Genomic DNA, 24,893 nt, shown 5'->3' on the forward strand with positions numbered 1-24,893 from the left:
CGCGCCCCCCCCCCCCCCCCCCCCCCCCCCGGCGGGGGGGCCCCCCCCCGCCCGCCCCCCGCCCCCCCCCCGGGGCGGGCCCCGGGGGCGGCCCCCCCCCCCCCCCCCCCCCCCCCCCCCCCGGCCGTACGTCCGTGTGGCCTCGGCCACGTGCGTGACGCGGCTCCCGCGGCACCGGCGCCTGCCAAGCTGGGGCGCATGACCAGAAGCAAGAGCCCGCTCGTCGTCGTGGCCGTCCTGATCCTGGTGGTCCTCGCCGGAGCCGGCTACCTGCTCGCCGGCAAGGGCGGCGGCAGCCACCCCAAGGCCGCCGCGAGCGCCACGGCGGCCGCCACCGCCGGCACCTCGACGGGCAGGTCCGCGGCCCCCAAGCCCTCGGCCCCCAAGTCGTCCCCGCCGTCCGGCACCTGGGTCCCCGCCGACCCGGCACTGGCGGACGTCTGCCGCACCAAGCTCCCCAGCCAGGCCCAGGACACCCTCGGCCTGATCGCCAAGGGCGGCCCGTACCCCTACAACCGCGACGGCATCGTCTTCGAGAACCGCGAGAGCCGCCTCCCCCGGAAGTCCGACGGCTACTACCACGAGTACACCGTCGTCACCCCGGGCTCCGACGACCGCGGCACCCGCCGCGTCGTCACCGGCAACGCCGGCGAGCAGTACTGGTCCGCGGACCACTACGCCACCTTCCAGGAGATCGACCCCCGCTGCTGAACGGCTGCCGGCACCCCGTCCCCCCTCGCCCGACGCCACCTCGCATCACCTGGCCCGGCGCCAGGTGATGCGGCCGTGGGGGCCGTGGGGGCCGGTGGTGACCAGGGCGGTCAGTTCGTGGAGTACCGGGGCCGGGTCCCGGCGCAGCTGGACCGGGGTGGTGCGGACGACCGGGAGGCCGGCGGCGGTGAGCCGGTTGGCGCGGGCCAGGCCGCGCTCGTGGTCGGCCGGGCGCAGGTGCCACGCGCGGGAGTCGATCTCCAGCGCCACGCAGGCGTGCGGCCAGTAGGCGTCCGGGACGGCGAGGAAGCGCCCGTCCAGGAAGAGCACCGGATTCCACAGCGGTTCGGGCAGGCCCGCGTGCGCGAGCAGTTCGCGGGCCTCGCCCTCGACCACCGAGCGCACCCCGGCGGTCAGGTCCTCCACCACCCGGGCCACGTGCGGCAGCCCGAGCGCGCCCGGCCGGGTGAGCAACTGGTCCAGCAGATCGCCGAGTTCACAGTGCCGCCGCTGGACGGCCTCGGCGCACAGCGCCCGGAACCGGCGCTGCCCGGTCTCGCCCGGCGCGAGGTCCGCCAGGGCCCGCGCGACGGTGGTGCTCCACAGCCCGTCGTTCCGCTCGAAGCCGCCCGGCATCACCCCGGAAGCGCGGTGGATCCGGACGAACTCCCGGTCGCAGACGCGACGTTGACGAGGAATCAGGACATCGACCGCGGTGAGGTCGGCCGGGTGGCCGGCGCTCGGCAGTCCGGCGTCGGCCAGCACCGCGAAGCCGGTCAGCAGCACCTCGCCGACCTGCGGATCGCGCCCCTTCGGAGTCGCGTAGGCCAGGGCGGCCCGGAGTTTCTGATGGACCGTCAACCTTCCGCTCTGCAGGCAGATCACCCGGGGCAGCACCTGCTGCCAGGGCCCGCCCGGCCGCAGTCGATGGGCGATGGTGCCGGAGGGCACCCCGAGCCGGCGCAGCTGCGCCCGGGTGGCGATGTGCTGCTGGTCGGCGCCGAGCAGGGCGACCGGGTGGAGCGGGTTCGTGCGGGTCATGCCTGGGTGCTGCCCGCCCGAATCGGAGGTATGCGAAACATCCCTCGTCGGGGGCTGCCGGGCAAACGTGTTGACGAAGCGGCGCCCGACCGGCTGAGCTGGTGCCCATATGACGATCCCATCCGCCGGCCCCGCGCTCGACGCGCTCAACGGCCTCTCCGTCGGTGACGCCCTCGGAGCCCAGTTCTTCGTCCCCGGCACCGCCCGCGCCCACCTCGCCGCCCGTACCGACCCGCCCGGCCCCTGGCCGTGGACCGACGACACCGAGATGGCCTGCTCGGTGCACGCCGCCCACGCCGAGCGCGGCACGATCGACACCTTCGACCTCACCCACGCCTTCGCCCGCCGCCACGACTTCGACCGCGGCTACGGCCCGGCCGCCAACCGGATGCTCCGGCTGGTCCGGGAGGGCGGCGACGCCCGGCGGCTGGCCGCCGAACTCTTCGACGGCCAGGGCTCGTACGGCAACGGCGCCGCGATGCGGGTCGCCCCGCTCGGGGCGGCGTACGCGGACGACCTCGACGAGGCGGCGCGGCAGGCCGCGCGCACCGCGGTCGTCACGCACACCCACCCGCAGGCCGTGGACGGGACCGTCGCCGTCGCGGTCGCGGCGGCGCTGGCGGTGCGGGCCAGGACCGGGGGTACGACGCCGGAGTCCTTCCTGGGAGCCGTCGCCCACCGCACCCCGCCGGGCGCCGTGCGCGACGGTCTGATCGAGGCGACCGCGCTGCTGGCCGAACCGGACCTCCGGGTCGCCGCGAAGGTGCTCGGCAACGGCAGCCGGACCTCCGCCGCCGACACCGTCCCGTACGCCCTGTGGTGCGCCGCCCGGCGGTTGGCCGACTACCCGGCGGCGGTGTGGGAGGCGATCGCGGCCGGCGGCGACATGGACACCGTGGCCGCGATCACCGGGGGAGTGGTCGCCGCGCACACCGGCACGGCGGGAATCCCGCCGGGCTGGCTGGCCGCCCGGGAGCCGCTGCCCGCCTGGGCCTTCCCGGAGCCCGGATCCGTCACCGGCGGCCGGGGGCGTGCGGACATGCTGGTTCCGCGGCCGCACCCCGTCCCCGACGTGGAGTGGACCGACGAACAGTGGCAGCACCTGCGCGCCGGGCGGCACACGGACGTGCTGGACCACCGTTGGGCGGTGCACACCCACGAGGGTTCGGTCAGGATCTGCCGGCCCGGGGACGGCCACCCGGTCTGGGAGGTGACAGTCACCCGGGTCCGCGGCGGCTGGCGTCCGGCCTCGGCGGTCGTCGAGTCGACCCACGACCGCTGGCCGGTGCCGCCCGGGGACCCGCACGGCCCGGCCGTCCTCACGTGGGCCCTGAGGAACGCCGTGACCGGCAGGTGGTCCCCGGTCAGGCCGTGATCATCAGGTGCCCGGCGCCGCTGCCGCCGTGTCTAAGGCACTCCTGGTTGATCGCCGGATCCGGGGCGCTCGGCGAGGTGGCGGCGGCGATCCGCAGCTCGATGATGTCCCGGACGGCCGGCCACTCGGCGTCGAGGATCGAGTAGAACGCGGTGGACCGCACCACCCCGTCCAGCCCGCGGGAGTGGGCCCGGCGCACGCCCTCCGAGGTCGCGCCGAGCCGCTCGATCGCGGCGCGCGAGCGCTGGTTGCGGGCGTCCGCGCGCAGCGAGATCCGCTGCACGCCCCACGTCTCGAAGGCGTGGCGCAGCATCAGCAGCTTGGCCTCGGTGTTGATGCCGGTGCCCTGGGCGCGCGGCGAGAGCCAGGTGTTGCCGATCTCGGCGGCGTCCGGCACGGCCGTGGCCGGATCGCCGAACGGCACGCCGGGCACCGGCGGCCACACCATCGGGCCCTGCCAGTAGTCCAGTTCCAGGAACCGGGTGGAGCCCACCACCCGGCCGTCGGCGACGTTCACCGTCGCGAACGGCAGCGACCGTCCTGCGGCCTGGTCGGCGAGGGCACGCGCGATGTAGTCGCGGGCCGCTTCCAGGCCGTGCGGGACGGGGGTGAAGGCGTAGGTCGTACGGTCCTCGGCGCCGGCCTCGGCGATGGCCTCGGCGTGGTGCGCGGCGAGAGGCTCCAGCCGCACGGTGCGGCCGGTGAGGATGACAGGTACGGGCACGGAACCTTCGGTCCTTCATCGGTCGGAGGGTGCCTCCCGGGCCGGGGTGCGGCACGGGGTGCGGTGGACGTTTCGCCCCGGCCCGCGACCGTCCGCCGGGTAGCCGTGCACGCCGGAGGATCCGGTCGGGCGGGGCGGGGGCGGCGGCCCGGAACGGGCGGCGCGGGGTGCCGGAACGGACACGGGTCCTCGGACCGGTCCGGCGGGAAGAGCGAGGGGACAGTGTGCGTCCGCGAAATGGCCGAGAAGGAAACGAGAGCGCGAAGGGAAGCAGGCGGCCAGGTGAAGGCAAGATGCGTCGTGGGTGGCTGGCCGAGCACCGGACCGGGACGTGGCCGACGGCGTTACGGACGACGTGACGACGACGCGACGATGCGAGGCAGCGAGAGGACGATACCCGCCAGAAGGCGGTGCGTCACTTCGCGGCGCGCGAATGGCCGCGCGGGCCGCTCCGGCGCGCCCCGGAACGGGCCCCCGCACGCCCGTGACCAGGGATTCTTCCTCCGAGTGCGATCATGGTCCGGAGCGGTCGGCCGCGGCCCCGGAGGAGTCGTCCGGCGTGGCGGGAATTCCGGCGGCGCCCGGCACGCTGGAGAGGACGAGAAGCCGGTCGGACGACGAGCAGAGAACGGGGTTGGGTGCGCGGTGCGTGACTTCCAGGCGCTGTACGAGCTGGATCAGCAGGGCGTGGCCGCGGTGGCCGCGGCCACCGCGCAGTTGCGCGACACCGGCGCCGGTCTGGTGCTGCTCCAGCACTTCGAGGGCTTCATGGACGCCGGCGAGGCCGGCGGCCAGGTGGTGGCCCACCTGCTGGAGACGGGATCGCCGCAGGTGGTGGCCCGTTTCGACCACGACCGGCTGGTCGACTACCGGGCCCGCCGCCCGGCGATGGTCTTCGACCGCGACCACTGGACGTCCTACGACCCGCCGGAGATCCTGCTCCAGCTCGTCCACGACGCGGCGGGCGCGCCGTTCCTGCTGCTCACCGGCCCCGAGCCGGACGTCGAGTGGGAGCGCTTCGCGGGCGCCGTCCGCGAGCTGGTGGAGCGCTTCGAGGTGCGCCTCTCGATCGACTTCCACGGCATCCCGATGGGCGTGCCGCACACCCGCCCGGTCGGCCTGACGCCGCACGGCAACCGGCTCGACCTCGCGCCCGGGTACCCGCAGTGGTTCGAGCAGGCCCAGGTGCCGGGCAGTGCGCAGGCGCTGCTGGAGTACCGCCTGGCGGAGGCCGGGCACGACGTCCTGGGCTTCGCCGTGCACGTCCCGCACTACGTGGCCCGCTCGGCCTACCCGGCGGCGGCCGTACTGGTCCTGGAGGCGGTGCAGTCCGCCACCGGGCTGGTGCTGCCCGGCACCCGGCTGCGCGAGCGGGTCGGCGAGGTCTACGCCGACATCGAGGAGCAGCTGACGCAGGGGGACGGCGAGTTGCGCTCGGCGATCCGCGGCATGGAGGGCCAGTACGACGCGGTGGCCGGCGCCGAGGGCCGGGAGAGCCTGCTGGCCGAGCCGACGGACCTGCCGTCGGCGGACGAACTGGGGCGGCGCTTCGAGCAGTTCCTGGCCGAGCACGAGCGCGGCGCGGAGTAGCCGCACGCCGACGCGCACCGCGGCAGCGGGGCAGGCGCCCCGCGCGGGCGGCCCCGATGGCGTTCCCGTCGGGGACGCGGGTTCCCCTTGGAAGGATTTCGCGGAGGCGGGAGTCATCCCCGGCGGCCGTACGTTGGAGCCTGAGGTGCCCGGGGGACGGGCTGCCATGAGGAGCCGACCGTGACTCGTCGTACCCCCGGGGGGATGCCATGCCCAGGACCACACGCCCGACCGTCGCCGTGACGGCCGGGCTGACCGCGCTGCTGCTGGCCGGGTGCACCGGCGGCAGCGGTGCGGACAGCGGGGGGAAGGGCTTCGCGGGCGCCGTGCCCGCTCGCGCGCAGGCCGGCGCGACCCCGTCCGCCACACCCACCCCGCCGCCCGGCGGCCCGTACGTCGCCCTCGGCGACTCGTACACCGCCGGCATGCAGATCCCGCCGCAGACCGGCGAGCCGAGCGGCTGTTTCCGCTCCGCGGTCGACTACCCGTCGCTGGTGGCCAAGGGCCTCGGTGTGGCGTCCGGGCAGTTCCGGGACGTCAGTTGCAGCGGCGCCACCACCGAGGACCTGACCGGACCGCAGACCACGGGCAACGGCCGCAACCCGGCCCAGCTGGACGCGCTGGACGCGGACACCCGGCTGGTCACCCTCGGGATCGGCGGCAACGACGCCGGTTTCATGGAGGTCGTGCTCGAATGCGCCAAGGACAACCTGGTGGACGCGGTGAAGGGCGTGATCAAGCAGACCCACGCCGCCTCGCCGTGCCGTGACCACTACTCCTCCGCCGACGGCACCGACGAGGTCCAGCGCAAGGTGGACACGGCGGGCGACCGGCTCGGCCGGGCCCTCCAGGACATCAAGCGGCGCTCCCCGCAGGCCCGGGTGTACGTGATCGGGTACCCGACGCTGCTGCCGGCCGACCCGTCGAGCTGCCTGCCGGTGCTCGGCAGGACGGTGGCCCTCCCCGACCTGGGCTTCCTGGTGGAGAAGGAGAAGCAGCTCAACGGGATGCTCAGGAAGCACGCGGAGGAGGCCGGCGCGGTGTTCGTGGACACGGCCGGGCCCTCGGTGGGGCACGACATGTGCGCGGGGGAGGGCGAGCGGTGGATCGAGCCGCCCTTCCCGGCCCGCGGTCTGGCGCCGATCCACCCCAACGCCAAGGGGCAGGAGGCGGTGGCGGGCGTCGTCCTGAAGGCCGTCCGCGGCTGAACCGCCACCGCAGCACCTCCTACTGGCGCGCAGGGGCGTGGGGGCAAGGGTTCACGCTCCCGTCCACGCCCCTTCGTGCGCGGCACATCCCGGGTGTCGGGGGTGCGGCGTACCGTGAGGGGCATATGGATGACACCGCGCACCGCCTCGCCGACCCGATCCCGTACGACCACAACGCCGAGGCCCGCTGGGTCCCCGAACCCGACAAGCGCCCGGGCCGGACGGCGTTCCAGCGCGACCGCGCCCGGGTGCTGCACTCCGCGGCGCTGCGCCGGCTGGCCGGCACCACCCAGGTGGTCGCCCCGATGCGCAGCGACTTCCCGCGGACCAGGCTCACCCACTCCCTCGAATGCGCCCAGGTGGGGCGGGAGTTGGGCGCGGCCCTGGGCTGCGACCCGGACCTGGTGGAGGCCGGCTGCCTGGCCCACGACATCGGCCACCCGCCCTTCGGTCACACCGGCGAGGAGGCCCTCGACCAGGCCGCCGAGCAGTGCGGGGGCTTCGAGGGCAACGCCCAGTCGCTGCGCATCCTGACCAGGCTGGAACCCAAGCGGTTCGCTCCCAAGGAGGAGCCGTCGACCCGGCTCGCCCCCTGGCCGGGACGGAGCGTCGGCCTCAACCTGACCCGCGCCGCGCTCGACGCCGCCACCAAGTACCCGTGGACCAAGGGCGCCCACCCCGTCGACCCGGCCTCGCCCAAGTACGGCGTCTACGCCGACGACCTGCCGGTCTTCCGCTGGCTGCGGGCCGGCTCCCCGGCCGGGCGCAAGTGCTTCGAGGCCACCGTGATGGACTGGTCCGACGACGTGGCCTACTCCACCCACGACGTCGAGGACGGCCTCCAGGCCGGCCACATCGACCCGGCCGCGCTGCGCGCCCCGAGCGAGCGCACCGAGGTCTTCGAGGTCGCCCGGCGCTACGCCTCCGACGCCGAGCCGGAGGAGCTGGCCGCCGCCCTGGACCGGCTGCTCGCCCAGGAGTGGTGGCCCCGCTCGTACGACGGCACGGCGCGCGACCGGGCCGGGCTGAAGGACCTCACCAGCCAGCTGATCGGCCGCTTCTGCCTGGCCGCCGAGCAGGCCACCCGCGCCCGCTACGGCCCCGGCCGGCTCACCCGCTACGCCGCCGAGCTGGTGGTGCCGCGGGACGTCCGGCTGGAGTGCGCGGTGCTCAAGGCGCTCGCCGTCCGCTTCGTCATGCAGCGCGACGAGCAGGCCCAGCTGCGGGCCCGCCAGCGGGTCGTGATCGCCGAGCTGGCGGACGTGCTCACCCGGCGCGCCCCCGAGGGCCTGGACCCGGTGTTCGCCGCGATGTACCGCGAGGCCGAGGACGACCGGGCCGCCCTGCGCACGGTCATCGACCAGATCGCGACCCTGACCGACGCCTCGGCGCTGGCCCTGCACGCCAAGCTCGTGGGCGCCGCCGGGGCGTGACGGCGCGGCCCGCGGGCCCGGCTCCGGCCCCTGCTCGAAACCCCGGCCACCCCAGTAGACTTCCGGGGTGGCCGGGCGGATCAGGGACGAAGACGTACAGGCGGTGCGCAGCGCACTGCCGATCGACGCGGTGGTCGGCGACTACGTACAGCTGACCAACGGTGGCGGCGGGGAGTACAAGGGCGTCTGCCCCTTCCACGACGAGAAGTCCGCCTCCTTCTACGTGAACCCCGCCAAGGGCGTCTTCCACTGCTTCGGCTGCCAGGAGAACGGCGACACCATCGCCTTCCTGATGAAGATCGAGCACTTCACCTTCGCCGAGGCCGTCGAGCGGATGGCCGCCCAGGCAGGCATCACGCTGCGCTACGAGGAGGGCGGCTACAGCCCGCGCCACCAGCAGGGCGAGCGCACCCGCCTGGTCGAGGCGCACAAGGTGGCCGCCGCCTACTACCGGGAGCAGCTGGCCTCGCCGGAGGCGGAGATCGGCCGCCGCTTCCTGGCCGAGCGCGGCTTCGACGAGGAGGCGGCCAAGGCCTTCGGCGTCGGCTACGCGCCGGCCGGCTGGGAGCACCTGGTCCGCTACCTGCGCGGCAAGGGCTTCACCGACAAGGAGATCCTGCTCGGCGGCCTGGCCTCGCAGGGCCAGCGCGGCGGCCTGATCGACCGCTTCCGCGGCCGGCTGGTGTGGCCGATCCGGGACATCGCCGGCGAGGTGGTCGGCTTCGGCGCCCGCCGACTGCGCGAGGACGACAACGGCCCGAAGTACCTGAACACCCCCGAGACGCCGATCTACAAGAAGTCCCACGTGCTGTACGGCATCGACCTGGCGAAGAAGGAGATCGCCAAGTCGGGCCGGGCGGTGGTGGTCGAGGGCTACACCGACGTGATGGCCTGCCACCTGGCGGGGGTGACCTCGGCGGTGGCCACCTGCGGCACCGCGTTCGCCGAGGACCACATCAAGATCATCCGTCGGCTGCTGATGGACACCTCCCAGTACCGGGGCGAGACGGTCTTCACCTTCGACGGCGACGCCGCGGGCCAGAAGGCCGCGCTGCGGGCCTTCGAGGACGACCAGAAGTTCGCCGCCAAGACCTCCATCGCGGTCAGCCCGGGGGGCATGGACCCGTGCGAGCTGCGCCTGGCCCAGGGCGACGAGGCGGTCAAGCAGCTGATCGACAACCCGGTCCCGCTGTTCGAGTTCGCGCTGACCTCGGTGGTGGCCCGGCACCGGGTGGACACCCCGGAGGGTCGCTCGGCGGCGCTGGAGGAGGCGGCCCCGATCGTCGCCAAGATCAAGGACCGCTCGATCCAGCACGAGTACGCCGTCCGGCTGGCCGGCATGCTCGGCATCCTGGACGAGCCCTTCGTGGTGCGCCGGGTCTCCCAGCTGGCCCGCTGGGACCGCGAGCGCCAGCAGAACCCGCGCGGTGCCGCGCAGCGCCGCCCCGAGCCGGTGCAGCCGGCGCGCCCCGCGCAGGCCGCCTTCCGGCTCAACCCGCGCGACCCGGCCCAGTTCGTCGAGCGCGAGCTGCTGAAGCTGGCTCTGCAGCACCCGGACCTGGTCAGCCCGGCCTTCGACCACTACGGCGAGGACGAGTTCCCGACCCCGCCGTACACCGCCGTCCGGCAGGCCATCGCCAAGGCGGGCGGCGCCGCGTACGGTGCGACCCTGCCGGACTTCACCAGCGCGGTGCGTGAGGCCTCCCCGGACGACCGGGTGCGCTCGCTGGTCACCGAGCTGACCGTCGAGCCGGTGCGCTCGCGCCGCAAGGCGGACGCGGTCTACGCGGGGGAGTTCCTGGTCAAGCTGCGCCGGCTGGCCGTCGACCGCCGGATCGACGAGGTCCGCGGCTACCTCCAGCGGCTCGGCCACCGGGCCGACGCCGAGCAGCTGCACGCGGTGCAGACCGAGCTGTGGCAGCTCCAGCAGTACGGCGACCAGCTCAAGAGCCGGGGTGCCGCGGCGCTGTAGGACGGTTGCGCAGAAAGTCGGCGCACGAGTCTCGGCCACGGAGTGTGGCGTACCGCACACTGGAGGGCGTCCCACCTCCGTACAGCGCGGGTCCGCCAGAGTCGCGCCCGCCCCGAGGGGATGCCCGTGGAGCAAGGCCTCGCCGCAGCGACCACCACCAGTACGAGAGCGAACCCCGCCGGACCGGCCGGGGAGCAGGAGACCGACCACGGCCGGGCCGGGGCGGCGCCCCCGGGCGGTGCGCGGGTCCCTGCCCAGGGCCTGCCGGAGGGCCACCCGGACAGTCCGGAGGCCGGGTCCGAGCACGAGCACGAGCCCGAGGCCGGGCCCGAAGCGGATCCCGGGGGAGATCCCGGGGGAGACCCCGGCGTCGACCTGGCGGACGCGCGCCGCGAGCCGGCCGAGAACGGCGGCCCGGCCGCCGACCTGCTGCGCCAGTACCTGCGCGAGATCGGCCGGATCCGCCTGCTCACCGCCGTCGAGGAGGTCGAGCTGGCCCGCCGGGTCGAGGCCGGACTGTTCGCCGAGGAGCGGCTGAACGGGCACCCGCCGCCGCCCGACCCGTTGGCCGGCGAGCTGGACACCCTGGTGGTGCGGGGCCGGATCGCCAAGCGCCGGCTGATCGAGGCCAATCTGCGCCTCGTGGTCTCCGTCGCCAAGCGCTACGTCGGCCGCGGGCTGACCCTGCTGGACCTGATCCAGGAGGGCAACCTGGGCCTGATCCGGGCGGTGGAGAAGTTCGACTACGCCCGCGGCTACAAGTTCTCCACGTACGCGACCTGGTGGATCCGCCAGTCGATGAGCCGGGCCCTGGCCGACCAGGCCCGGACGATCCGGGTGCCGGTCCACGTGGTCGAGCTGATCAACCGGGTGGTCCGGGTCCAGCGGGGACTGCTGCAGGAGCGCGGCCTGGAGCCGACCGCGGCCGAGATCGCCGCCGTCCTGGAGCTGACCGCGGAACGGGTGCGGGAGCTGCTCCGGCTGGCCCAGGAGCCGATCTCGCTACACACCCCGGTCGGCGAGGAGGACGACGTCGCGCTCGGCGACCTGATCGAGGACGCCGACGCCGCCTCGCCCGCCGAGTCCGCGACCTTCCTGCTGCTGCGCCAGCACCTCGACGCGGTGCTGGCCACCCTGGGCGAGCGGGAGCGCCAGGTCGTCCAGCTCCGTTACGGGCTGGACGACGGGCGCCCCCGCACGCTGGAGGAGATCGGCGCGGTCTTCGGCGTGACGCGGGAGCGGATCCGCCAGATCGAGTCGAAGACGCTGGTCAAGCTGCGCGACCACGCCTTCGCCGAGCAGCTGCGCGGGTACCTCGACTAGGACGGCGTCGGCGAGTCGGTCGCGGCTGCCGGGGCCGTCGCCGGGGCTGGGGCCGGGGCCGCCGTCGGGTCCGCCGCGGGGGTGGTGGCCGCGCCCGCTCCGGTGCCCGGCGGCGGGGAGGCGGGGCCGATCGGGATCGGGGTCGAGGCCACCACGGAGGCCAGGTCGAAGACCTCCGAGGTGCAGAGGTCCCCGGCCGGCTGGTGCCCGCAGAGGTGGAACCCGATCGTCGGGTCCGACGCGTTCAGCATCTGCGAGTAGTTGTCGTACCCGTAGTGGATGAGCGCCTGCTCGCTGTCGCCGGTGCTGTCGATGATCGTCGCGAAGTCGTTCGGCTCGCCCTCGGTGATCGCGGCCCACGCGGCCTGGCAGGCCTGGCTGTAGCGGAGGTAGATCACCACCTTGCCGATCACGTCGGTGTGCAGGGTCCGCGCGTCCTTGCCGCAGCCGGTGTACTTGGGGTCCTTGTGGTCGCAGCCCATGGCCTGGCAGGTGGGAGCGGCCGGGATGGGCCGGGCGCCGGAGGTGGTCGCGGCCGGGGACGGGGTGGCTGCCGGGGCGGCGGTGGCGACCGCGGAGGGGGCGGGGTGCGGCCCGGCGGCGGTCTGCGCTCCGTCGTGCCGGGCGGCGCGCAGGCCGACCAGCACCAGCAGGGCCGCCAGCACCGCCGCGCCGGTGAGCAGCGCCGCCGGGCGCCGCCACCAGGCGACGGGGGCGGGCTCCGGCGCCTGGCCGGTCACCAGCGCCTCGTCCGGTTCCCCGGCGGACCCCGTACCGGGCGTGACGGGCTCGACGGGGGCGACGGCCTCGACGGCCTCGCCGGACCCGTCGTGGGGCGGCGTTCCCGCCGGGGCGCCCGACGGCTCGGCCGGTTCCCCGGGCGCCGTCACCGCCCGCTCCCAGAGCGCGCGCAGCGCCGTCCCGTCGCAGTCCACCGCCCCGATCAGCGCGTCCAGCGCCTGCTCGGTGACGACCCGCTTGCCGTTCAGCCAGCGCTCCCACGAGGCCCGGCTGTAGTGCGTGCGCGAGGCCAGCTCGGACAGCGAGAGTCCGGCGGCGTCCTTGATGGCCCGGAGCTCTTCGGCCAGGCGTCTGGCGGGCTCTGACAACTCCTCGGGCAGGTTCTTCCAGGCGGAACCCATGCGGCCTTCCAAATGTGAGGGGCGGAACGGGGGACGTGAACGGGCGGAACGGGCTCCGGCCCGGGCCGTTCGGGTGTCTCCGCGTCTCCAACCTCATCGGCCTGGCGTCTCAATCCCCTGGTCATGGCGCTGAGACGGACGGAAGTGTCTCACAAGCCCAGGTGACGCTCGAACAACCATGTGGCCGTCGTGCAGAGTTCTCTGGTCGGAGCGGTCGGCCGTCCGACGGGTCCGTCCGGATTCCGGACGGACGCGCGTCGGCCGTCCGGAATCCGTCCCGGTTCCCCCACCGGGCCGGGGCAGCCTCGCGGGGGGAGGCTGCCCCGGCCCGCCCGGGACAACCGGCGGGAGGGCGCTTCGCTGCGCCCTCCCGCCGTGACGTTCCCGCGGCGGCCCGGTGGCGCAGGCGCGCCGGGCCGGCACCCCGTGCTCCTCGGGCGGGGCGGGCCGGCGCCGCAGCACCGGCGGGTGAGGACGGCCGCCACCGCGGCCGGTCGGTCAGGCCGACGCCTCCGGGTGGATCTGGTCGCGGGCGGCGCGGTACTGCTGCCGCACCGCCGAGCCGATCGCCAGGTCCTGTTCCCCGTCGGGCTCGACGGTCTGCGCGTCCGGCAGCTCCCACTCCGGCGGCTCCACGGTGCCCGCCAGCGCCCAGGCGGCCTGCCGGGCGGCCCCGCGGGCGGCGTGCGCGCCCGGCGGCGGCACCACGACCGGGGCGCCGAACAGCATCGGGGCGATGTGCCGGACGGCGGGCAGCCGCCCGGCCGTGCCGAGCAGGAAGACCCGCTTCACCCCGACGCCCTGGGCGCGCAGCACGTCCAGCGCGTCCGCGATGTTGCACAGCATGCCCTCGACGGCGGCCCGGGCCAGGTGCTGGGGCGTCATCGCCTCGGCGCGCAGGCCGGTCAGGGTGCCGGCCGCGTGCGGCAGCGCGGGGGTGCGCTCGCCGTCCAGGTAGGGCAGCAGCACCAGGCCGTACGCGCCGGGGGAGGAGTGCAGGGCGAGGTCGCTCAGGCCCTCCAGGTCCCGGCCGAGCAGCGCGGCGGTGGAGAGCAGGACCTGGGCCGCGTTGAGGGTGGCGACCATCGGCAGGTGGCGGCCGCTGGCGTCGGCGAAGGAGGACACCAGGCCGGAGGCGTCCACCACGGCCTCCTCGTGCACCGCGAAGATCGTCCCGGCACTGCCGAGCGAGACCACCGCGTCGCCCGGGCGCAGGCCCAGGCCCAGGGCGGCGGCCATGTTGTCCCCGGTGCCCGCCGAGATCAGCAGGCCTTCGGGGGTGTGCCCGGCGGGCTCGGCGGGGCCGAGGACGTCGGGCACCCTGAGCCCGTGGCCGAGCGCCAGCTCGATCAGGTCCTGCCGGTACTCGCCGGTGATCGGCGACCAGTAGCCGGTGCCGGAGGCGTCGCCGCGATCGGTGGTGCGGCGCTTGGGGTGGCCGAGCAGCTGCCAGACCAGCCAGTCGTGCGGCAGCAGCACCTCGGCGACCCGGCGGGCGTTGGCGGGCTCGAACTCGGCCAGCCAGCGCAGCTTGGCGATGGTGTACGTCGGGGCGGGCACGGCGCCGATCGCGGCGGTCCAGCCGGCCGGGCCGCCGAGGGCGTCCAGCAGCTTGGCGGCGGCGCCGCTGGAGCGCGGGTCGTTCCACAGGATCGCGGGCCGGACCTGCACCCCGCCCGCGTCCAGGCCGATCATGCCGTGCTGCTGCGCGCTGACGCCGATCGCCCGGACGCCCTCCAGCAGGCCGCCGGCGGCGGCGTCGCCGAGCGAGTGCAGCCAGACCTGCGGGTCGGCCTCGCCGGGGCGCAGGTCCTGGTCCTCGGGCACGGGGTGCGGCGCCTTGCCGGAGCGCAGGACGGCCCCGGTTTCCGTGTCGCACGCGACGATCCGGGTACGGCTGGTCGAGCTGTCTATCCCCGCGACGATGGCCATGTCGAGATCATGCCTCAGCCCGGCCCGGGACGCGTCCGGGCCGGGTGAGCCGTTGCCCGTTCGGGACCACCGGTTGGGTCCCGCTTCGCCTTCGGGTCACCGTCCCGTCACGGGCGGAAGGTACCCCAGCCGTCGTCCTCCGCCCGGGCCCGGTTGAAGTACGGCACCCGGTCGGTGACGGACGGCGGCAGCCGGTCGCCGACCCGGTCGGCGACCGCGCCCGCGGCCTTCCCGGCCACCGCGCCGGCCTGGTGCCGCGCCCGGTCGGCCGCGCTCTGCACCGTGGGGTTCCGGGCGATCTGCCGGGTGACCCTGGCGATCTGCTCGTAGCGCCGACGCCCGGCCCGCGAGCCCAGCACGTAGCCGGCCGCGAAGCCCGCGGCCAACGACAGCTTCCACATGGTCGGATCCACCCTCTCCTGGCGGCCTTCTGCCGCATTGCCCTACCCGTCCGTCGGGACGGCGAACCGTCCGCGCCCCCAGCATCCCCGGACGCGGCCGGGGGCGCGCGCCGGGCACGCCGGGCGGCAACCCCGGGGCAACCGGCGAAAGCGATTGGCGGACCACCCCCCCGAGTGCGCTAATGTATGTCCCGCAGCGAGCGCCGCGGAGCCCGGGAAACCGGGGGCCGGGGCGGAAGCCGATCCCCCATAGCTCAATTGGCAGAGCAGCCGACTGTTAATCGGCAGGTTATTGGTTCGAGTCCAATTGGGGGAGCTCGGGAGGAGGACTCTTCGAGGTCCTGGTCCCGTCCGTGGTACGCAGGTTGGTGCCGCGATCCCGCATAGCTCAATTGGCAGAGCAGCCGACTGTTAATCGGCAGGTTATTGGTTCGAGTCCAATTGCGGGAGCTGCACCGGGTGCGCCCGGTGACTGCTCAGAGCGAAGGCCCCTCGGTCGACCGGGGGGTCTTCGTGTTGCCGTCGCACGGTGTTGCGTACGTCACGTCGTGACGCCGCCCCGGGTGGCCCCGGAATCAGGTGGTCGCCTTCCGGTAGAGGTCGGTCACCCGCTGGTCGAAGGTCACGCTGTACGAGGTGCTCGGGGTCTCCCCGCCCTCCTGGTAGCCGCCGATCACGCCGACCACGGTGCCCTTCTCGGTCACCCACGGGCTGCCGCTGGTGCCGTCGGTGTAGCCGCCGCAGTCGAAGCGTTCCTGGGTGGCGCTCTGCGAGCGGGTCCGCACCGAGCAGGTGATCGGCTCGTCGCTCGCGTTCGGGTAGCCGGTCACCGAGACCGACAGGCCGAAGCCCTCCCCGGTGGCGATCGGGTTGCCGCCGACCGTGTCCTCGATCTGCCGGCCGTCGACCGTGCCCACCGTCACGAACGCCACGTCGTACTCCGGGTCGTCGTCGGAGGCCCAGTGCGGGTCGACGGTGACCGACTGCACCGGCCAAGTCCCGTACGGGGTGGACCCGTTGCGGTAGCCCGGGGTGAACACCAGGCCGTCCAGCAGGCCGATCCGGCGGCTCTGCACGCAGTGCGCCGCGGTCACCAGCAGGTTGTGCCGGGGGCTCTGCACGACGCTGGCGGTGCAGGCCCGGGGGCCCTGCGCGGTGTGGAGGGAGAGCGTGCCGATCCGGTCCCGGGCGGGGTTCTGGCCCGCCACCTCGGCGGTCGGCGTCCCGTCCTGTCCGCCGCACGCGGTGGAGGCGGCGAGCAGCAGGGCGGCCAGGGCGGCCGTGCGTACCGTGCGCGCGGGCCGTGCCGGGCGGGGGGCCATCGGGGCTCCGTCTCGTTCCTCGGGGCGGGCACCGGGGCCGTGCGTTCCGCCGTTCGTGAGGAAGATCTACCAGGCCGTGCGGGGCGGCGCCACCGTCGGGTGCCCGGCGTCGGCCCGGTCAGCCGGTGGCGCGGTCGTAGAGCGCCTGCACGCGGTCGCCGAAGTAGCTGCTGTACGAGGTGTCCGGAGTGTCGCCACCCTCCTGGTAGCCGCCGATCACGCCGACCACGGTGCCGGTCCTGGTGGCCGGGTCGAAGTCGGTGACCCAGGGGCTGCCGCTGGTGCCGCCGGTGTAGTCGGGGCAGTCGATCCGCAGCTGGGTGGGGCTCTGCTCGGAGGTGGTGTTCGAGCAGGTGATCGGGACGTCGCTGCTGCCCGGGTAGCCGGTGACCTTCACCGGGAGCCGGTAGCCGCGGTTGACGCCCAGTCGGTTGGCGCCGAGCACCTGCTGGACCTGCTGCCCGTTCTGGGCTTGGACGACCGCGAAGGCGACGTCGGCGTCCGGGTCGGCGTGGTCCTTCCAGTCGTCGTCGACGGTGACCGCCAGCAGCGGCCAGACGCCGCTGGGGGTGTCCCCGTCCCGGTAGCCGGGGACGAAGACCAGGTCGCTGCGCTGGCCGAGCTTCGGGTCCCAGACGCAGTGGGCGGCGGTGACGATGAGGTTGAGCCCGGCGCTGTCGACCACGCTGGCCGTGCAGAAGTGGTCGCCGTCGGCGTTGCGGGTGAACACCGCGCCGACCAGGCCGTTGAGCACGGTGGGCTTGGCGGTCCGGGTGACCCCGGTGCGCCGGGCGACCGCGCTCCTGAGCCGCTGCCTGCTCCAGCCGTGGCTGTCCCCCGAGGCGGTCGTGGCCGGCGCCGAGGTGACTGTGGGGACGCCCCCGCCGGGCCCGGCCGAGGTGGTGCAGCCCGCCACGGCCAGCACCGCCGCCGCGAACGCGCCGGCCGCCGCCCCCGCCCTACGTGTCGTCATCCGCCCAGGCTGCCCCGGAGGGGCGCCGCGCCGCCAGCCGGGCTGCGCCGCCCGGAGAGGCGCGCACCGTCCCGCACCCAGGTGCGCCCCCGGCGCGCACCACGGGTGATCGACCGGCTATGCTGCCCGAGACGGCCTCGCTGGGGCCGTCTGCTGCTGCCGTGGCCGACGACCGGCGCGCGCGGCGAACCGGGGCGGTAGCTCAGCCGGTTAGAGCAGGGGACTCATAATCCCTTGGTCGTGGGTTCGAGTCCCACCCGCCCCACTTCTCCCACCCCCGTGCGGCCCCTCGGCCGACGGGCCGTGCGGCGCGGCGAGAACAGACTGTACGCGCGCAGGCACCCTCCGTGTCGATTACGCGCCGAGGTTCACCCGCGTTGGGGAATCCCCGGGACCGGCCGGCCCGCGACCCTCCGGGGTCGCGCAGGGCGCTCGGAATCCTCGTTCGACGCCACCCCGCACAACTCGCCGTCCACGTGGCCGTGCCGACGATGCGACCGGTGCAAGTTCCGGGCCCGGGGCGGCCCCTGTGCCGCCGGGTCGAGGGGAGTCCGAACCCTCGGCCCCCACGGGCGAGTTGGCGCGCTCCGGCCGACTGTGCTCCGACGGGGCCCGGGTGCGGCGGCTCGGGTTGATCGGCTGGGCCGATCGGGTGCCGATCGGAGTGTGGGGTCTTCCCCATCCTAGGTCGTTGGTATACGTATCGCTGAGGCGCCGGACATGGCGCCGGACGGCCCGCTCCTGCTCGTCGGGGTGGCCGCAGGTGCGCAGGGCCGAATCCCCGCAGACCTCAAGGAGGGTCCATGGCAAGCGCGTACGAGCTCAACATCAACCCCGAAGACGATGCCGACTGGATCACCAACCAGGACAAGAAGCGCGTCGCGATCGCCAAGCAGGTCAACACAGGTGTGGACATCTCGACCGTGAATCCCGCCAACGTCGCCTGGCAGGTGTTCGCCCCACTGAACGAGAACAAGATCACTTGGGAGGCCAGCTACTCGGTGTACGCCTCGACCACGCCGGTCGCCGAGGGGGCTCACATCAGCCAGTCCTCGGTCCTCCACACCCCTCCGCCCCCTGCCGAGGACGGTGTCGTCTACGAGTTCAACGGATCGATCTTCAAGAAGAGCGACAGCAAGGCGGAGAAGGGTTCGTACTGGATCAAGAACACCTCGAAGCAGCTCTTCCAGTTCGGCATCACCCAGGAGGCCTCCAGTGACAAGTCGAGCATCAAGCCCGGGTACTCCCCGCTGATCATCGTCCCTGGCGGCGGGAGCGAGATCCTCCAGTTCACACCGCACGAGACGGTGTACGTCTACCTCACGGGCCACAAGGAGAGCGCGACGGTCTCGGTCAACGCCTGGGGTCCGGTCTGCAAGGTGCAGCTCTCCGCGGGCACGCCGGTGACCCTGAAGTTCATCAGGGAGGAGAGCAGGTTCGAACAGGTCTAGCAGGGAATCCGGGCGCGGCCGGCACCTGCCGCCGCACCAGGACGGAGCCCCGTTCCCGACGACAGCCGGGAACGGGGCTCCGTCGTGGCGCGGGCCGTCATTCGGGCCCGACCTGGCGCTCATGCGCCCGCAGACCGGTCAGCTCCCCCTCGCCGGCCGCCTCCTTCGACGGGTAGCCGACCTGGAGCCTCAGGGTGAGCGGATCGCCCTCCTTGATCGTCGAGTTCGGGGGGCTCTCCAGGTCGACGTCCTTCCCGTCGAAGCCGTCGTTGTTGACCTTCACCCACAGGTCCTGCTTGTTGTGCAGCCCGCTGTGCTCCGGAAGCCCGCCGAACCAGAGCCGCCACCAGGTGACCTTGCGCTCGACCGCCGCCAGGGTGATCTCGTAGGTGATGACGTACACCTGGCCGTCCTGCCAGCTCTGGATCTGCCGGTAGGTGGGGGTGATGGTGGTCTCGACGACCGTCGTCCGGACCGAATCCGTCGTCTTCTCGGCCGTGTTGGTGCAGGAGGCGGTGCCGACCGAGGCGGTGCAGAGCACGTCGTCGCCGAGGTAGTCGTCGTCGATCGTGCACTGCAGGGTGATGGTCGCCGTGCTCTCCGGCCCGTTGCCGGGGGCCGGGAGGGAGACCGGCTGGCTGAAGTCCCGCCCGTGGACCGTCCCCTTGCCGTTCGTGGCGCGCCCGGAACAGGTGCAGACCAGGTGCAGGCCGTGGACGTGTGCGGGGAACCGGCCCTTCACGATCACGTCGGGGCAGTCGTTGGGGCCCCGGTTGACCACCGTCGCCGTGTAGTGGACCGTGTCACCCCAGGCGGACGTCTCCGGGCCGGACAGGAGGAGCGGGACCTCGACCGGCAGGGACACGCGGAGGTTGCGGATGCGGTGGACGGCGCGCGCCGTTCCGGTGCCGGCCGAGAAACCGAGTTTGAACGAGGTCGGCAACTCCGTGGCCAGGCCGACGCGGTCGATCACCACGACGCCCTTCGGATGCGCGTTGCCGAACAGGGTCACCGTGAGCTGCCCGGCGATCAGGGCGATCCGGGCGCGCAGCCCGTCCTGCCAGCCGCCGTGGAAGCCCCCCGGGACCTGGGTCCCGATCAGCCACGGGAACCCTTCGTGCAGGTCCCCGGGGCCGCGGACGCCGACCAGGCCGGGCTGCGGGTCCTGCATCGCGCCCTCGCCGGCCTGCTCGGTGGCGAAGTCCCCCGAGTTGTCGAATCCGATCCCCACGTAGCCCTTGCTCACGCCGGGTTCCTTCGTCCCGCCCCGGTGGAGGAAGGAGTACCCCAGGGCGGGACCGTGGGCGCCTGGAGTCGTCTTCGCCGAGGCGTCGAAGAGATAGCAGCAGAAGCCGTTGCCCGCCGCGCCGGTCGCGGACAGGGTTCCGGTCATGAAGTCGAAGTCGATCACGACGTCGGCGGTCGACCGGAAGGACTCCTCCAGGACGGCGGCACCCATCTGCTGCCCCTCGTCCGAGGTCAGTTCCAGGCCGTCGGTGATCCGCGCCGTTCCCAGGAGCGTCCACTTGTGGCGCGGGGCGGGCTGGTCGAACGCTTCGACGATGGGGAAGACGGTAGTGGACATCGGTCTCCTGGTGGTCGTGGCTGCCGTACGGGCCGCGATGGCGCGGGTCCGCGTCCTACGGGGAGGGCACCGGGATGATGAGCCCCAGGTTCCAGCTGAAGTAGCCGACCACCTCGTCGCCCTTGATGATCTCGAAGTCGAGCCGGACGAAGGGGTTGCCGGTCGCCGCGAGCCGCATGGCCGAGACCTGGTCGGTCGCGAGTTCCGTATCGAATCCCCCTTCCTCGTGCGGGTCGCCCTTCAGCCGGGGCAGCAGCACGAGGTTCAGGAGGTGCTCGAATTCCGACGTCGCCCCGGATCCGTCGAAGCAGCGGTAGATCAGGACGCTGTACTCGTCGTCGAACGGAAGAGCGGTCGCGCGCCACCGCAGGTAATCACCCGGTGCGGCCTCCAGCACGAGTTCGCCGAACTCGCTCACCGCACCCCCTCGGGGACTGAACGGATGGATGTCGGCAGATTCGATCTCGGTCGGGTCGTCGCTGTTCTGGGACGGGTTCTCGTGTTTCCCGAGGATGGCAGCGACATCGAATACCGCGAGAATGTCGATGACCTTCGGACGGGTGGGGCTTTCGCTCGTGGTCGACACCTTGTGCTCCAGGCTCATCGGGGTCATGCCGCTGCCCGGCCGACGGGCGCCGGCCAGGCAGCGGGAGTGGATCGCTACTTGACGGTGAGCTTCGGGTCCCAGCTGTAGTAGCCCAGGGCTTCGCCCTCACGGCTGATGATCTCGAAGGAGAAGTGGTAGAACTCCTCGCCCTTCCTGAGCACCTCGGCGCTCCAGTAGTGGCCCGTCACGGTCTGGGACTTGAAGGACGGATCGCCCGCCTGGCCGGTCAGGTACGGCAGGTTGGAGTCGGGTGTCAGGTGGTTGGGAGGGCTGATCAGTTTCTCGTCGCTGCCCACGTACTTGTAGAGCAGGGCGCTGTAGTTGGCGTCGAACGAGAACGTCGTCTCGCGCCAGCGGATCACGTCACCGACCTTCGCCGAGAGGTTCAGGTTGGCTCCGGAGCTGCCGATGATATTGGCCTGCTTGACCATCATGTAGATGTACTTGTCGTCCGCCGGGACCGTCTTCGGATTTTCCGGGGTGGAGCCGGTCGGCGGGTAATCCTTGAGGATGTCGTCCGCGTTGAACGCGATGAGGACGTTGATGACTTCAGGGCCTGACATCTGCACCATTCCTGATCGTGTGTGCACGTAGTAGGCTGTCTCCAGCCTGCTGGCGGGTCGCTGTTCGAGCCGTCGAAAATGACGCTACTGGCCGGGCTCGTGGGGTCATGGCGTTGGCCGTGTTTCTTATGGTGGCCAAGCTGTCTGGGGACGATCTGATGAGTCTTGCCGCGCGTCTTGTCCCTGACGTGCTGTGGGAGGCGTTCGGGAAGGTGGTGCGGCCCGCCGAAGTGGTCAGGCCGCAGGGCGGCGGCAGGCGACGGGCAGGGGACCGTGAGGTGCTGGCGGCGATCGTGTTCGTGGCCACGGTGGGCTGCACCTGGCGGGAGCTGCCGCGGCTGTTCGGGCCGAGCTGGCAGACGGTCTACCGGCGGTTCGCCCAGTGGAGCCGGGCCGGGGTGTGGGAGCGGCTGGGCCGCATCGCCTCGGAGGAGCTGGGGGAGTCCGGTGATGCGGAGTGGGTGCGCCATGTCGCGGACACGATCGGCGGCCGGTGGGGGTGCGGGCGGCCAAAAGAAACGGGATTCGAGTCCAACGGTCAACCTGAACGGGTGAGTTGTCCCAATCCTCGATGATCGGTAGCAGTGATGCTACGCAATGGCGCGGTGGGCCGGCCGAAGTGGGCGCCGACGCCGGGGCATTGGTCTTTTCGGCGGAGTTGCGAGGAAATGCCGGGCGGTTCGCACGTCGCCGGGAAGGATGCCTCGGCGGCTCCGAAACCGGCGTGCCGCCCGGCCACTTCGGCCCTCGTCCACGTCCGGTCGGCTGGGGATCCGTCGGCGTGCCCATTCCACGGAGGAAGAGATGGAATTCATCGGCTACTTCACGCAGTGGTCGATCTACGGACGTCAGGTCTTTCCCAGGACCATTGACGACAACGGGATCGCGGAGCGGCTGACGATTCTCAACTACGCTTACCAGAACATCACTTCGGGCGATCTGCCGGTGAGTGAAACGAACCCCGAAGGGTACCAGGGGTACCGCTTCTTCGAGGAGGTGCGGTCATTCGACGACAAGAAGCAGGAGGAGGCGGACGGGTACATCAACGCCGGAGACGCCGGTGCGGACTACCTGACCCCGTTCAACGCCGAGCAGAAGAAGCCGTCGATCGGGGCGGATGACCCGGGCTGGGGGGCGCAGACCCTGATGGGGAACTTCAACCAGCTCAAGCTGCTCAAGGCGAAACGGCAGCACCTGAAAGTGCTGGTTTCGCTCGGCGGCTGGACCTTCTGCCGGAACTGGTCGGCCGCCGCTTCGACCGGGGCGGGCAGGGAGGAGCTCGTCCGGTCCTGCATCGACCTCTTCATCAAGGGCAACCTGCCCAGTCCGATCTGGACGAAGCACTGGCAGACGGGCAAGCTCACCCTGACGGAACAGTTCCACGGATCGGGTGTCGCGGCGGGAATCTTCGACGGCGTCGACATCGACTGGGAATGGCCCGGAAGTGAGAAGGGGCTCCACGGGAACAAGGTCGACAAGGAGCACGACAGGGCGAATTTCCTGGCGCTCCTCAAGGAGTTCCGCAAGCAGCTGGACGATCCGCAGCTGGTGAAGGACTTCCCGCCCCGTGGCGGGAAGTACCTGCTGACGGCGTTCCTGCCGGCCGATCCGGAGATCATGAAGGCCGGTTGGGACGCGGCGGAGGTCATGAAGCTCCTCGACTTCGGCAACATCCAGGGCTACGACTTCCACGGGGCGTGGGAGAAGACCACGAACCAGCAGTCCGCGCTCCGCTCCTCGACCACCGACCACCTCTCCGTGGACGCCTCGGTCGAGATGTGGATCGAGGCCGCGGGCGAGAGTGCCCGCTCGAAGCTCACGATCGGGGTCCCGTACTACGGCCGGGGCTGGTCGAACGTGGGCCAGGAGCACGGCGACGGAATGCTCAACTCGGCGGGCGGCGCGGCCACCGGGAAGTACCAGGCGGGCGTCGACGACTACCGCGAGATCGCCAGGCTCGACGCCACGCGGTACCCCGTCCACTACCGGAAGGATGCCGCCGGGAATCCCGAGCACGCCTGGCGGTACAGCAAGGAGGACAAGGTCCTCTGGACCTACGACGACCCGAGCGTCGCCTACCGCAAGGCCGTGTACGCCAAGGAGCAGAAGCTCGGCGGCGTGATGGCCTTCTCGCTCGACGGCGACGACGAGCACACCGGGATCCTCACCCAGCACATCCGGGCCGGCCTGGACGGCCAGAAGCCCCCGTCGAACGGCGTGAAGGGCGTCTGACGGCGTCGGTCCGGACTCCCCCTGTTGCGGCGTCAGGAAAAGTGATATCACTTTGACAGCTGACGCGAGCACTCGCGCGGCACAGGACGCACAGGGGGAGTCGGTCCCGTGACCACACCGCACACCGCCGTCGAGGACGGCCCCGCCATCGATCTTCCGGTGCCGAAGATCACCGAACGGCTCATCACCGGGGCCGCCGGACTGCCGGTGCTCTTCGGCGCGTTGCTCGGCCTGGTCGCGGGGGTCGCATCGTTCATCACCGGCGTGGTCCAACTGACCAACGGGAACGGCGGGTTGGGCGCCGCTCTGGTGGTCGCCGGGCCGCTGCTGGTGATCACCTCGGCGGTGCTGCTGTGCGGGCTGACGGTGGTCTCGCCCGGCCAGGCGCGGGTCGTGCAGCTGCTCGGGCGCTACCGGGGCACCATCCGGGCCGAGGGCCTGACCTGGATGAACCCGTTCACCAGCCGGCGCCACATCTCGCTGCGGATCCGCAACCACGAGACCGAGACCACCAAGGTCAACGACGCGGACGGCAACCCGATCGAGATCGCCGCCGTGGTGGTCTGGCAGGTCGAGGACACCGCGATGGCCGTGTTCGAGGTGGACGACTACACCGACTTCGTCGCCATCCAGACCGAGACGGCCGTACGGCACATCGCCACCAGCTACCCGTACGACGCCCACCACGAGGGCCAGTTGTCGCTGCGGGACGGCGCGGACGAGATCGCCCGCAAGCTCTCCGCGGAGATCGCGGCCCGGGTCGCCGCGGCCGGCGTGCGGGTGGTCGAGTCCCGGATCACCAGGCTCGCGTACGCGCCGGAGGTCGCCCAGGTGATGCTGCAGCGCCAGCAGGCCGGGGCCGTGGTGGCGGCGCGCAAGCTGATCGTCGAGGGCGCCGTCGGCATGGTCGAGGAGGCGCTGGACCGGCTCGCCGAGCGCGACGTGGTGGACTTGGACGAGGAGCGCAAGGCGGCCATGGTGAGCAACCTCCTGGTGGTGCTCTGCGGCGACCGCGGCACCCAGCCCGTCGTCAACACGGGCTCCCTCTACCAGTAAGGCGCGGCAGTGGCGACGGAACGGAAGAAGATCCTGCTGCGACTGGACCCTTCAGTTCACGACGCACTCGCCAGATGGGCTGCGGACGACCTGCGCAGCACCAACGCGCAGATCGAGTTCCTGCTCCGCCGCGCCCTCACGGACGCGGGCCGGATGCCCAGCGGCGCGAACCGGCTTCCCCGGCGCGGACGCCCGCCCAAGGAGAGCCCGGCCGAGGACGGTCCGGAGCCCGGCGGCTCCGACGAGAGCTGA

The 24,893-nt window shown here is 72.8% G+C and carries 22 protein-coding genes and 3 tRNA genes; 15 read left to right on the forward strand and 10 right to left on the reverse strand.

Going from position 1 to position 24,893, the window contains the following annotated elements; genetic code table 11:
- Window positions 1–198: 198 nt before the first annotated feature.
- Window positions 199–711 carry a ribonuclease gene (locus ACIRST_RS21620; RefSeq protein WP_350523940.1) on the forward strand — a complete coding sequence of 171 codons (513 nt, stop codon included), beginning with the start codon at window positions 199–201 and terminating at the stop codon, window positions 709–711.
- Window positions 712–756: 45 nt separating this feature from the next.
- On the opposite strand, the gene ACIRST_RS21625 is transcribed toward ACIRST_RS21620, so the two are convergent.
- Window positions 757–1,752 (reverse strand): hypothetical protein, encoded by a 996-nt coding sequence (locus tag ACIRST_RS21625; protein ID WP_402803629.1) that lies wholly within the window; start codon window positions 1,750–1,752, stop codon window positions 757–759.
- Window positions 1,753–1,861: 109 nt separating this feature from the next.
- Between ACIRST_RS21625 and ACIRST_RS21630 the strand changes: the two genes are divergently transcribed.
- A complete protein-coding gene (locus ACIRST_RS21630; protein ID WP_402803631.1) occupies window positions 1,862–3,127 on the forward strand; it encodes an ADP-ribosylglycohydrolase family protein in 1,266 nt (421 codons plus the stop codon).
- On the opposite strand, the gene ACIRST_RS21635 is transcribed toward ACIRST_RS21630, so the two are convergent.
- Window positions 3,117–3,851: a GNAT family N-acetyltransferase gene (locus tag ACIRST_RS21635; protein WP_402803633.1), complete on the reverse strand. Its 735-nt coding sequence runs from the start codon at window positions 3,849–3,851 to the stop codon at window positions 3,117–3,119. The genes ACIRST_RS21630 and ACIRST_RS21635 overlap by 11 nt on opposite strands.
- 645 nt (window positions 3,852–4,496) lie before the next feature.
- Between ACIRST_RS21635 and ACIRST_RS21640 the strand changes: the two genes are divergently transcribed.
- The 5 genes from ACIRST_RS21640 (at window position 4,497) to ACIRST_RS21660 (ending at window position 11,377) form a co-directional block, all read left to right on the forward strand.
- Window positions 4,497–5,441, forward strand: coding sequence for a PAC2 family protein (locus ACIRST_RS21640; RefSeq protein ID WP_350523946.1), 945 nt, complete (start codon window positions 4,497–4,499; stop codon window positions 5,439–5,441).
- Window positions 5,442–5,650: 209 nt separating this feature from the next.
- Window positions 5,651–6,649, forward strand: coding sequence for an SGNH/GDSL hydrolase family protein (locus ACIRST_RS21645; RefSeq protein WP_350523947.1), 999 nt, complete (start codon window positions 5,651–5,653; stop codon window positions 6,647–6,649).
- A gap of 125 nt (window positions 6,650–6,774) precedes the next feature.
- Window positions 6,775–8,082, forward strand: a complete 1,308-nt coding sequence (locus tag ACIRST_RS21650) for a deoxyguanosinetriphosphate triphosphohydrolase (protein ID WP_350523948.1) — start codon at window positions 6,775–6,777, stop codon at window positions 8,080–8,082.
- A gap of 67 nt (window positions 8,083–8,149) precedes the next feature.
- Entirely contained in the window at window positions 8,150–10,054 is a 1,905-nt protein-coding gene (gene dnaG / locus ACIRST_RS21655; RefSeq protein ID WP_402803636.1) for a DNA primase, read from the forward strand.
- Between the two features lie 120 nt (window positions 10,055–10,174).
- The gene (locus tag ACIRST_RS21660) at window positions 10,175–11,377 is read left to right on the forward strand and encodes an RNA polymerase sigma factor (protein ID WP_402803638.1); all 1,203 of its coding nucleotides are present in this window, start codon (window positions 10,175–10,177) and stop codon (window positions 11,375–11,377) included.
- Here ACIRST_RS21660 and ACIRST_RS21665 read toward each other — a convergent pair.
- The 3 genes from ACIRST_RS21665 to ACIRST_RS21675 all read right to left on the reverse strand — a co-directional run bounded on the left by ACIRST_RS21665 (window position 11,374) and on the right by ACIRST_RS21675 (window position 14,864).
- Window positions 11,374–12,519: a DUF2690 domain-containing protein gene (locus ACIRST_RS21665; protein ID WP_402803640.1), complete on the reverse strand. Its 1,146-nt coding sequence runs from the start codon at window positions 12,517–12,519 to the stop codon at window positions 11,374–11,376. The genes ACIRST_RS21660 and ACIRST_RS21665 overlap by 4 nt on opposite strands.
- 498 nt (window positions 12,520–13,017) lie before the next feature.
- Window positions 13,018–14,451, reverse strand: coding sequence for an FGGY family carbohydrate kinase (locus tag ACIRST_RS21670; RefSeq protein WP_350523952.1), 1,434 nt, complete (start codon window positions 14,449–14,451; stop codon window positions 13,018–13,020).
- 107 nt (window positions 14,452–14,558) lie between these two features.
- Entirely contained in the window at window positions 14,559–14,864 is a 306-nt protein-coding gene (locus tag ACIRST_RS21675; RefSeq protein ID WP_396549523.1) for a hypothetical protein, read from the reverse strand.
- Window positions 14,865–15,095: 231 nt separating this feature from the next.
- Between ACIRST_RS21675 and ACIRST_RS21680 the strand changes: the two genes are divergently transcribed.
- Both ACIRST_RS21680 and ACIRST_RS21685 read left to right on the forward strand, forming a co-directional pair.
- Window positions 15,096–15,168 (forward strand) — tRNA-Asn (locus tag ACIRST_RS21680).
- Between the two features lie 61 nt (window positions 15,169–15,229).
- Window positions 15,230–15,302, forward strand: a tRNA-Asn gene (locus ACIRST_RS21685).
- Window positions 15,303–15,427: 125 nt separating this feature from the next.
- Here the strand turns inward: ACIRST_RS21685 and ACIRST_RS21690 are convergent.
- Window positions 15,428–16,174, reverse strand: coding sequence for a trypsin-like peptidase domain-containing protein (locus ACIRST_RS21690; protein WP_350523954.1), 747 nt, complete (start codon window positions 16,172–16,174; stop codon window positions 15,428–15,430).
- 118 nt (window positions 16,175–16,292) lie between these two features.
- On the reverse strand, window positions 16,293–17,147 hold the full coding sequence (locus tag ACIRST_RS21695; RefSeq protein WP_350523955.1) for a hypothetical protein: 855 nt from the start codon (window positions 17,145–17,147) through the stop codon (window positions 16,293–16,295).
- 191 nt (window positions 17,148–17,338) lie between these two features.
- On the opposite strand from ACIRST_RS21695, the gene ACIRST_RS21700 reads away from it, so the two are divergent.
- Window positions 17,339–17,412, forward strand: a tRNA-Ile gene (locus ACIRST_RS21700).
- 538 nt (window positions 17,413–17,950) lie between these two features.
- Complete coding sequence (locus ACIRST_RS21705) at window positions 17,951–18,598, forward strand: hypothetical protein (protein WP_402803644.1); 648 nt, start codon at window positions 17,951–17,953, stop codon at window positions 18,596–18,598.
- 97 nt (window positions 18,599–18,695) lie between these two features.
- On the opposite strand, the gene ACIRST_RS21710 is transcribed toward ACIRST_RS21705, so the two are convergent.
- From ACIRST_RS21710 to ACIRST_RS21720, 3 genes are read right to left on the reverse strand one after another with little or no spacing between them, the layout of a single operon-like run.
- On the reverse strand, window positions 18,696–20,183 hold the full coding sequence (locus ACIRST_RS21710) for a hypothetical protein (RefSeq protein ID WP_402803645.1): 1,488 nt from the start codon (window positions 20,181–20,183) through the stop codon (window positions 18,696–18,698).
- Between the two features lie 55 nt (window positions 20,184–20,238).
- A complete protein-coding gene (locus ACIRST_RS21715; RefSeq protein ID WP_402803647.1) occupies window positions 20,239–20,787 on the reverse strand; it encodes an AidA/PixA family protein in 549 nt (182 codons plus the stop codon).
- A gap of 56 nt (window positions 20,788–20,843) precedes the next feature.
- Window positions 20,844–21,353, reverse strand: a complete 510-nt coding sequence (locus tag ACIRST_RS21720) for an AidA/PixA family protein (RefSeq protein WP_402803649.1) — start codon at window positions 21,351–21,353, stop codon at window positions 20,844–20,846.
- Between the two features lie 107 nt (window positions 21,354–21,460).
- Between ACIRST_RS21720 and ACIRST_RS21725 the strand changes: the two genes are divergently transcribed.
- The 4 genes from ACIRST_RS21725 (at window position 21,461) to ACIRST_RS21740 (ending at window position 24,893) form a co-directional block, all read left to right on the forward strand.
- On the forward strand, window positions 21,461–21,928 hold the full coding sequence (locus ACIRST_RS21725; protein WP_402803651.1) for a transposase: 468 nt from the start codon (window positions 21,461–21,463) through the stop codon (window positions 21,926–21,928).
- Between the two features lie 229 nt (window positions 21,929–22,157).
- Window positions 22,158–23,585, forward strand: a complete 1,428-nt coding sequence (locus tag ACIRST_RS21730) for a glycoside hydrolase family 18 protein (RefSeq protein WP_402803653.1) — start codon at window positions 22,158–22,160, stop codon at window positions 23,583–23,585.
- Window positions 23,586–23,693: 108 nt separating this feature from the next.
- Window positions 23,694–24,641: an SPFH domain-containing protein gene (locus ACIRST_RS21735; protein WP_402803655.1), complete on the forward strand. Its 948-nt coding sequence runs from the start codon at window positions 23,694–23,696 to the stop codon at window positions 24,639–24,641.
- A gap of 9 nt (window positions 24,642–24,650) precedes the next feature.
- Entirely contained in the window at window positions 24,651–24,893 is a 243-nt protein-coding gene (locus ACIRST_RS21740; RefSeq protein ID WP_396549517.1) for a hypothetical protein, read from the forward strand.

Source organism: Kitasatospora sp. NPDC101447 (genome assembly GCF_044767225.1).
Lineage (GTDB): Bacteria > Actinomycetota > Actinomycetes > Streptomycetales > Streptomycetaceae > Kitasatospora.